Here is a 9,344-nt window from a genome sequence, read left to right as displayed (position 1 = left end):
GAAGTGTTAAAATCAGGTAGTTTTTTCTGACAAAAATCACGGATACGCTGAATCATTTAGGACACTATTGCTTTTACACCGGTAGAATAAAAATGGGTGGTCTATACTATTATCATTGAACGGCCTTTTATGCTACAATGGCGGTAATATTTAGGTAATTGCTCAACTGATTTGTGGTTGCAGCTTTTCATTATTCTCTAATCGAGCCTTAAATATTTAATACATAGAGCCTTAGGCTATTCACTCGACCGATTTAAAACGTCAAAAAAAAATGAGAGGACATAGCAAATCCTTATATCCGATAGGAAAGAATGGCAAAGACGGTAACGAATGGGACTGAATCCAAACTGAAACCTTTTGCAAAGATAGCCAAAAAAGGGACAATGGGAAGAAAAAGGCAAAAAAGAGACCATCGGCCTACACGCTCAGCGAGCGTAAGAAGGGGTTTTTAGATTATTCGAGCTAAGAAATGACTATCTTAAAAAAGAATAAATCAGGAGGTTACAGGCTTGATAATCAGAATAAAAAGCGTAACTTTGCGGCGATTTTAAAGTCACGGCGCATTGACCGTGACTCGTTTTTTTATTCACAATGGAAGGTCTTTAAGCCCAAATGATATGGCTGGGAGGGCTGTATTCCTTCCACCTTTATTTACAATTAGTTTGAAGACATTTGAAGAATTGGGCGTCAGCGAACAGATTCGCCGCGCCATCGAAGAACTTGGATTTGAGCATCCCATGCCGGTCCAAGAAGCAGTAATCCCGTATTTACTCGGCAACAAGAACGACGTCATCGCACTGGCACAGACCGGTACGGGCAAGACGGCGGCCTACGGATTGCCCGTGTTGCAGAAGACCGTGGCTGACAACCGCGTCACGCAGGCCGTTATCCTCAGTCCCACGCGCGAGTTGTGCCTGCAGATCTGCGACGATCTCAACGCGTTTGCCAAATACATCGACGGCATGCACGTGGCGGCCGTGTATGGCGGTGCCGACATCGGCAGCCAGATCCGCACGCTGCGCCACGGCGTACAGGTCATCGTGGCCACGCCGGGCCGCTTGGTCGACCTCATCAACCGTGGCGTTGCGTTGCTCGACAGCGTGAACAACATCGTGCTCGACGAGGCCGACGAAATGCTCAACATGGGATTTTCGGAGAGTATCAACGCCATTTTCGAGCAGTTGCCCGAAGACCACAACACGCTACTTTTCTCGGCTACGATGAACAAGGAGGTGGAACGCATCGCCAAAAACTATCTGCACGACTACAAAGAGATTGTCGTGGGCTCGCGCAACGAGGGCGCCGAGCACGTGAACCATATCTATTACATGGTGCATTCCAGGGATAAATACCTGGCGCTGAAGCGTGTTGTCGACTTCTATCCCCACATCTTCGCCATCATCTTCTGCCGCACGAAGATCGAAACGCAGGAGATTGCCGATAAACTCATCAAGGACGGCTACAACGCCGAGGCCCTGCACGGCGACCTGAGCCAGCAACAGCGCGACCTGACGATGCAGAAGTTCCGTCAGCACACGGTGCAGTTTCTCGTGGCTACGGACGTGGCGGCACGCGGACTCGACGTCGACGATCTGACGCATGTCATCAACTACGGCCTGCCCGACGATATCGAGAGCTACACCCACCGCTCGGGGCGCACCGGAAGGGCCGGCAAGAAAGGTACGTCGATATCGATTATCCACACCAAAGAGAAGTTCAAGGTGCGCCAGATCGAGAAGCAAATCGGCAAAGAGTTTGTCGACGGCGAGCTGCCCAAGCCGGAAGAGATTTGCAAGAAGCAACTCTACAAGGTGATGGACGACATCATGAAGACCGATGTGGATGAGGAACAGATAGCCCAATACATGCCCGAGATCATGCGCCGGTTTGAGTATATCGACAAGGAAGACATCATCAAGAAGATGGTGACGGTAACTTTCGGCAAGTTCCTCGACTACTACAAGCACGCGCCCGTTATCGAGAAGCCGGTCAGCGGCCGCAGGGGCGAAGGCTCGGCAAGCCGTAGTGAGGGCCGGGTGTCGGGCGGACGTCGCAAGCGCGGGGCCGAAGCAGGCTATCGCCGACTGTTCATCAACCTGGGTAAGACCGACGGATTCTATCCGGGCGAAATCATGCAGTTCCTCAATAAGAACGTGCACGGCCGCCAAGAGGTGGGCCACATCGACCTGCTGCAGAAGTTCTCCTACATCGAGGTGCCCGAACAGGACGCCCGGAAGGTGATGAAGGCGCTCAACGGACAGGAATACAAGGGACGGGAGGTGCGCTGCAACGACGCCGACGAGGGCGGACACGGCGACCGGAGCCGTGGCGGCAGAGGCGAAGGCCGTAATGGTCGCGCGTCGGAGCGTCGTGGAAGTCGGCCCGCGGAAGGCTGTCGCCAGCGTGAAAGCAAGCGGAGTTTCCGCAATCAGGATACGTTTGAGGACCAGACCGACTGGCGGTCGCTCATCAGTGGCAGGCCGATGAAGCTCAAAGGCGAAGAGCCCGACTTCAGCGAAGAGGGCTGGGCACGCCGCAAACCGAAAAAGAAGTAAGGTAAAATCAGTTCATTCAAGGCATGAATTCCGTCATGGGACTCATGCCTTACAATATTTCAGACGTATGAATATAGGTGTATTTTGTTCGGCCAACAACCAAATCGACGCGGCTTACTTCCGTGCCGCCGACGCTTTAGGCCGTTGGATGGCCGAGAACGGGCACACGCTCGTCTACGGCGGTTGCGATCTGGGGCTGATGGAGGCCGTCGGCCGGGCCGTGCATGACAATGGAGGCACGACCATCGGCGTGGTGCCGCGCGTCATAGAGAAGGCGGGTCGCCTGTCGGATGCCGTCAGTGTGGAGATAGCTTGCGAAGATCTGACCGACCGCAAGCAGATCATGATGGAGCGCAGCGACGTCTTCGTGGCTCTGCCGGGCGGCATAGGCACGCTCGACGAGATATTTACCGTGGCGGCGGCGTACACCATCGGCTATCATCGGAAGAAGCTTTATCTGCTTAATATCGGCGGCTTCTACGACGCTTTGATAGCCGTGCTCGACGATTTGGCACGCCGGGGCATGACACGAGGCGACTGGCACGACTGCGTCGAACCCGTGACATCGCTCTCACAATTACAGGAAAAGCTGGCTTAGGCCGGCTTTTTTGTTTTTAATAAATAAGGAACGCGAACGGCCACGCGGCCCCATTGGGCGCATGGGCTATGCCGTACGCGCGTTGTTTCTACCTTTTCTTCAGCCCCTCTCCAAACTCCTTCGATACATAATTGTAGATATCCTTGCAGCTTTCGGCCGAAAACTGCCGGCCTCGGGCTACGCATCGGTCCCACCGGTCTTCGCTCAGGCCACGCTCTATGTCGGCTTTCCGGATGTCGTTCTCAATCAGTCCGTAGATAAAGCCGGCGTTGAAGTTGTCGCCCGCGCCGATGGTGCTCACCACGTGGTCGCTCTTGGGCACGTCATAAGCTTTGCCGAAGCCGTTCTCGGCCCACACTCGGATGGGCTCGGCGCCGTTCGTACAGATGAATTTCTTGCAGTAGAAACTGATTTCCGACGTATAGACACGATGGGCGTCGGGCATGCGATAGAGGATGGAAAAGTCGTCGCTGCTGCCTCTTACGATATCCGCGTACTCTAAGTTCTCTATCAGGTTGGGCGTAATCTTCATGATGTCGTCCTTGTAAGACGAGCGGTAGTTGACGTCGTAATACAGGATGGCGCCACGCTCGCGGGCATATTCCAGAAAAGCGGCCACCTGCGGACGCACCACGGGATTGACGGAAAAGAACGATCCGAAGATGATGATGTCGTCGGCGTTCACCTCGGGGTAGACAAATTCCGGCCGGTCGTGGGGATGGTCTTTGTAAAACAGATAGTCGGCGTTGTTCTCCTCGTCGAGAAAGGCCAGTGAGACGGGCGACTTGCTGTCGGGAAACACATTGATGTTGTCGGCGTTGACGCCGTTGTCTTTCAGAAAGTCGATGATGAAACGGCCCACCCTGTCGTTGCCGGTCTCGGCGATGAAGGTAGCGTTGACGCCGGATCGGCCCAGGGAGATAACAGCGTTGAACGCCGAACCGCCGGGCACCGCGCAGATGGGTTGCCCGTTCTTAAAGACGATATCGAGTACGGTCTCGCCTATTCCTATTACTTTTCGCATGGCGGAGTGATGGATTTCAAACGGATGATAAATGATTCAGAAACGTGAAAAAAGGGTTCTACAGCCGCAAAAGTACCGTAAATAATTGGAATACGCGCCGACACGGCACACATATTTCAATCTCGGGACGAAAGAATTCTTGCGAAAATGGATTATCTTTGCAGCCATTATGGCATATCAAACGTTTACACTCGACAACGGATTGCGCGTCATCCATCGTCCTGACAGTTCGCCCATCGTCTATTGCGGCTACCAGATCAACGCCGGAACGCGCGACGAGGAACCCGGCGAAGAGGGGCTGGCCCACTTCTGTGAGCACGCCACTTTCAAGGGAACGAGCCGCCGCAAGGCCTGGCACGTGCTCAACGGGCTGGAAAGCGTGGGCGGCGACCTCAACGCTTTCACGACGAAGGAAGACACGGTCTACTACGCCGCCATCCTCAAGGAGCATACGTCGCGGGCCATCGACCTGCTGACCGACATCGTTTTCCACTCGGTCTACCCGCAACACGAGCTGGATAAGGAGGTGGAAGTCATCTGCGACGAGATAGAAAGTTATCATGACAGTCCGGCGGAACTGATTTTCGACGAGTTTGAAAACATGATTTTCGAGGGTCATCCGTTGGGTCACAACATCCTCGGCACGGCAACCGCCGTCAGAAGTTTCACCACGGCCGACGCGCTGCGCTTCACCGGCCGCCATTATCGGCCCGACAACGCCATCTTCTTCATCGCGGGCGATGTCGATTTCAGGAAAGTGATTTGCCAATTACAGCGGGCCGACTGGTCCGGCAAGGGCAGGATAGCCCGCGAATCCGGTAGTCCTGTCGCGCGTAACAGCCCCGTTTCTCCCTCTTCTCCTTCCTCTCTCATCGTCAACCGCAACACCCATCAGGCGCATGTCATGCTGGGCTGTCGTGCCTACGACATCCACGACGAACGCCGCATGAGCCTTTATCTGCTCAACAACATGCTGGGCGGTCCGGGAATGAACGCCCGGCTCAACCTGGCGCTGCGCGAACACCACGGCCTGGTCTACACGGTGGATAGCACGATGGTGAGCTATAGCGACACGGGACTGTGGGCCGTCTACTTCGGTTGCGACCCGCACGACGTGAAACGCTGCGTGCGGCTCATCCGACGGGAACTTGACAAGGTGATGGAAAAGCCGCTGTCGGCCGTTCAACTGGGCAAAGCCAAAAAGCAGTTGAAGGGCCAGATCGGCGTGGCTTGCGACAATCGGGAGAGCTTCGCCTTAGATTTCGGCAAGAGCTTCCTGCACTACGGTTGGGAGAAAGATATCACCACCCTCTTCCAAAACATTGACGCCATCACGCCCGAGAACATTCAGCAAGTGGCCCGGGAACTGATGGCGCCCGACCGTCTTACGACGTTGATTTATCAATAGGTAGATGAGCCTTTTTCAATTCGTCAGCTTAAATTATACGTATGGACGCTGGTGCCTTGCGCCGAAGGCAGGTAATTAATACCCCACCAGCACATTTGCAGCAGCAGGAAGTTGACGATGAGAATCCACAATGCCGTCTTGACGGTCGAACGGCGGTTGAGTCGAAGGTGGATATACACCAGATAAGCCAGCCACGTGGCGGCCGCCCAGGTCTCTTTAGGGTCCCAAGCCCAGTAGGTTCCCCACGCTTCCTTGGCCCACAGCGCTCCAAAGAGCATGCCGATGGTGAGAAAAGCCCAACCCACATATACCAAGTTATCGCAGATATCCGGCTCTTCCGTGTATTTTTTCTTGAAAAACAAGAGGTAAACGGCCATGACAAAGGCCGCGCCGAGTAGCGCGTAGGCGAACATATAAACGATGACATGCGGCGCGAACCACGGACTTTGCAGCGCGGGCATGAGCGTTTTGTCGTGAATCTCGGGCTTGAAAAGGTTGATGGCGATGAAAACGGCCGACAGGATGGTCGAGAACGACAATATCCACTTGTAGCGCCAGCGGCTGTAAACAATAATTCCGGCCAACGGAAGGAAGAAGCTGTACCACAGGCGGGTCTCGCCCATCGTGCGCAGGGGCGGTCGTTCGAGCGATATCCACAGCAGAATGATGAACACGGAGAACACGAGCAGTCCGCAACCGGTGGTCGTAAAGGCCGCGACCTTTCTGCCTTTCCACCCGGCCCATGCGCCCGCGGTCCAGAAAAGCAGGGATGTGATGGCGAAGAATATAAAGTAATTCCAGTTCATAGACTTAGTTTTGCCTGTGGGTAGCTGCCTGAACGAACATCAGGATAGCTCCCAGCAGAATCATGTAGATACCGAAATAGACGGCCGGCAGCCAGGGATCGCGCACCAACTCGAAGATACTGAGGTCGCTCCATTTGCCCATTCGCTCGTTGTAACTGAGTTGATAGACCTTCCATCTGGCTATTGTGAACGGCTTGTTCACCTCGATGGTCGTGTCGACGCTCTTTCCGTCTTTCGTGAAAACGGTCACGTCGGACGCGAAACGCTCCGGTTCGCGGTTGGGCATAACGAGAGTATGGTGCTTGTCGAGTTCCAATCCCTGATAAGGAAACTGATAACTGCCGCACGTCACCCACCCTTCCGTGGTCTTGCCACCCTTTGTTGCCCGCACGAGAAGGGCACACTGCGCGCCTTTTCCCTCGAAAGAAATATAGCCACCTTTATTTAACGCCTGTCCCAGGGAGTCCATCCGCATGCGCCCAACCATCTCGCCGGGCATGTTGCCCACCATCTTTGCCATCATCTCGGGCACGGCATTATCGACATGTTTCACGACACGGATGTCCCAGTCGAACAGCTTCGCGCCCTTAAAGGCCCTATCAACCAAGATGTGGGCGGGCTTCTTCACGGGCAGGGGCAGCCCCTTATCATCGATGACCATGAGCTTCGGCGGATATTCTTCGATGCTGAAGCGGTTGAGTTGGATGGCCAACGGCAGTTCTTTCACGTCCTGCCGCTCGTCGAGCACGCGCCATTCGGGCTTGCCCGTCTCACAATACATTTTCACGCGCTGCATGTCGGCCGAACCGAGGGTGGCCGTCGTGAGTACGATAAAGAGGCCCGCGTGGCTGACAAGCGAAGGGATGGCCCGCTTGTTGAGGCGTCCCAGTTGCCGAAGTGTGACCTCGCCCACGATGGCCGTCATCCAAACGTAGATGAGAACGAACGGCCAGAAGTTGAGCATCTTGGTCAGTCCGAACGGATCGGCTGCCGGTTTCCCTTCCGGCACCTGCCTCGTGAGGCCCATGATGACCGTGAGTAAGGCGGCGGCAGCCAAGGCCGGAACGGCAGCCTGCACGCTTGTCATGAAGCGAAAGGCATACACCCGCTCGCGCAACGCGTAGGCGCCGACGATAAACGATACGAAAACAGCCAGCACAATGGCATTGGCCGGCCACGTGAATGCCTTCCATTCGAGCGGCCCCACGCTATATTGCAGCATGAGACCCACGACGGTGAGTCCCATGGTAACGGCTGTTCCCTCTCGGTAGTTCCAGGGTTTAGTCCACATATTCTTGGGTGATTATGAGGGTATAGGGGGTGAGCGTGCAAGGAAGAATGGTTTGCTTGCTTTATGACAATCAGCCAAAAGACAAACCATTCATCCTCACAACTCCACAACTTTACACCTGATTTACATCGGTTGCGTGATAAATCTCTTGTTCTTTCGGGCCTGTTCGATCCACTTAGGAACGACAGTATCGACGAATTGCTTCTTCTGTCGCTCCATCTTAGCCGGGTCAAGACCGATGTAGCGTTGTGCTTTCTCCTTGGTGGAAACGTCGGGCAGCGGAATCTCCTTGGCCCAACCGTGCTGCGCGGCGACGCGGGTGCACTCTAATTGCGCGTCTTTGGCAAACTCCATGGCGTCGGCCAAGAGACGTGTCACTTCCTGCGGAGCGTGGAAAGCGGCGCCGTGCTGGCCAGCGCGTAGTCCCAACGCCACTGACTCTTGCGGATATCGTTCAGCGCTTTCCGCATCTGCGGATCGGTAGCGCCGTGCTTCCAGGCAAATTCGGCATAGAGGTGAGCCTTGCCCAATTCCTCTTCTACGCGCATGGCAAGGTCGTACACCTTCTTCTGACGCTCGTAAACGTTCTGGCGAAGTGTCTCCGCCTCCTGTCGGTGGCAGGTCTGGCAGGTGCGGTCGATGTTGGCCAACGGACTCATAATGTGATGGTCGGTATATTTTACGCCACCTTCCTGCTTATAAGGCATGTGGCAGTCGGCGCACGAAAGGCCACGCTGGCCGTGGATTCCTTGTTTGAACATTTCGTAACCCGGGTGCTGTGCCTTCAGAATCTTGGCGTGTGACAGCGGGTGGATATAGTCGTAGAAGCCCAGACTGTCGTAGTATTCCTCGGCGGCTTCGCAGGTAAGACCTTTGTCCTGTGGGAATTTCAGATACTGATGGTTTTCCTTTTCAAAGTAATATTCGGTGTGACACTGGGCGCATACCAGTGAGCGCATCTCCTGATGGCTGGCCTTGCGCACGTCCTTACCGGCACGGCCCCAGGCTTCATACAGGGCGGGGCGGGCCGGCCGCAGGTCCATCGTGCGTGCGTCGTGGCAGTCGGAGCAGCCCACCGTGTTCATCACCTCCGGTCCCCAGTCGCTCCACTTGGCTCCGTAATAGGCGTTGAGTCCTTTCTCGCGCATCAGACGGGGCACGTCCGGCCCCTTGCAGGTCCAGCAGGTGCCGGGCTGCATGTCGTCGGCGCCGTCGATTCCCGGATTGCCCGTGCGCAGAATCTTCCACAAGTCCTCGACGCAGTGGCGATGGCCGCGCGGCGTATTGTACTCACGGGAGAAGGCATAGCCGGCCCAGTTGATGACGATATACGGGTTGATGGCCAGCACGTCTCTTACGCTGGAGCCGTTGTAGAGGCTCTGAAAGGTCGTGTCCTCGGTCATGGCCCATGTCTGATACTCACGTGGATAGTCCTGAGCGAACTTCTCGTTCTGCGAAACGATGGAGTCGGTAAACATCGTTCGCTTGTTGTTGAACACGCTCACGACCTCTGCTCGGCGTTCGAGCAGCGATGAACAGAGCAGTCCAAGTAGAAAAACAATGATCATCGCGCCTCCGAAAAGGAGCCATCCTTGCCATTTTTTTAATTGCTTTGCCATATTATTCAGATATTAGGTGAGGGGGTGGGGGTTAATGATAGGT

At 55.1% G+C, this 9,344-nt stretch carries 6 protein-coding genes and 1 pseudogene; 3 read left to right on the top strand and 4 right to left on the bottom strand.

Annotated features, from left to right (window positions below; all coding sequences use genetic code 11):
• Positions 1-662 precede the first annotated feature (662 nt).
• A complete protein-coding gene (locus tag JHU38_RS00895) occupies positions 663-2,555 on the top strand; it encodes a DEAD/DEAH box helicase (protein ID WP_107581483.1) in 1,893 nt (630 codons plus the stop codon).
• 67 nt (positions 2,556-2,622) lie between these two features.
• Positions 2,623-3,153 (top strand): LOG family protein, encoded by a 531-nt coding sequence (locus JHU38_RS00890; protein WP_107581484.1) that lies wholly within the window; start codon positions 2,623-2,625, stop codon positions 3,151-3,153.
• An 88-nt stretch (positions 3,154-3,241) separates the two neighbouring features.
• On the opposite strand, the gene JHU38_RS00885 is transcribed toward JHU38_RS00890, so the two are convergent.
• Positions 3,242-4,177, bottom strand: coding sequence for a carbohydrate kinase family protein (locus JHU38_RS00885; RefSeq protein WP_107581485.1), 936 nt, complete (start codon positions 4,175-4,177; stop codon positions 3,242-3,244).
• Between the two features lie 169 nt (positions 4,178-4,346).
• Here JHU38_RS00885 and JHU38_RS00880 point away from each other — a divergent pair, with 169 nt between their 5' ends.
• The gene (locus JHU38_RS00880; RefSeq protein ID WP_107581486.1) at positions 4,347-5,585 is read left to right on the top strand and encodes a M16 family metallopeptidase; all 1,239 of its coding nucleotides are present in this window, start codon (positions 4,347-4,349) and stop codon (positions 5,583-5,585) included.
• Positions 5,586-5,608: 23 nt separating this feature from the next.
• Here JHU38_RS00880 and ccsA read toward each other — a convergent pair whose 3' ends face one another.
• The 3 genes and pseudogenes from ccsA to nrfA all read right to left on the bottom strand — a co-directional run bounded on the left by ccsA (position 5,609) and on the right by nrfA (position 9,301).
• Positions 5,609-6,391, bottom strand: a complete 783-nt coding sequence (gene ccsA, locus JHU38_RS00875) for a cytochrome c biogenesis protein CcsA (RefSeq protein ID WP_107581487.1) — start codon at positions 6,389-6,391, stop codon at positions 5,609-5,611.
• A 4-nt stretch (positions 6,392-6,395) separates the two neighbouring features.
• A complete protein-coding gene (locus tag JHU38_RS00870; RefSeq protein WP_107581488.1) occupies positions 6,396-7,682 on the bottom strand; it encodes a cytochrome c biogenesis protein ResB in 1,287 nt (428 codons plus the stop codon).
• 123 nt (positions 7,683-7,805) lie between these two features.
• Positions 7,806-9,301: pseudogene (nrfA, locus tag JHU38_RS00865) on the bottom strand (ammonia-forming cytochrome c nitrite reductase).
• Positions 9,302-9,344 lie beyond the last annotated feature (43 nt).

The organism is Prevotella illustrans (assembly GCF_017426725.1).
GTDB classification, from domain to species: domain Bacteria; phylum Bacteroidota; class Bacteroidia; order Bacteroidales; family Bacteroidaceae; genus Prevotella; species Prevotella illustrans.
Note: the sequence above shows the minus strand (reverse complement) of the source record. Positions and strands in the feature narration are given on the sequence as shown.

Excerpts from the sequence above, each read along its gene's own strand:
- ccsA (WP_107581487.1), bottom strand. The coding sequence starts at position 6,391 with ATGAACTGGAATTACTTTATATTCTTCGCCATCACATCCCTGCTTTTC.
- JHU38_RS00870 (WP_107581488.1), bottom strand. The coding sequence starts at position 7,682 with ATGTGGACTAAACCCTGGAACTACCGAGAGGGAACAGCCGTTACCATG.
- JHU38_RS00880 (WP_107581486.1), top strand. The coding sequence starts at position 4,347 with ATGGCATATCAAACGTTTACACTCGACAACGGATTGCGCGTCATCCAT.
- JHU38_RS00890 (WP_107581484.1), top strand. The coding sequence starts at position 2,623 with ATGAATATAGGTGTATTTTGTTCGGCCAACAACCAAATCGACGCGGCT.
- JHU38_RS00885 (WP_107581485.1), bottom strand. The coding sequence starts at position 4,177 with ATGCGAAAAGTAATAGGAATAGGCGAGACCGTACTCGATATCGTCTTT.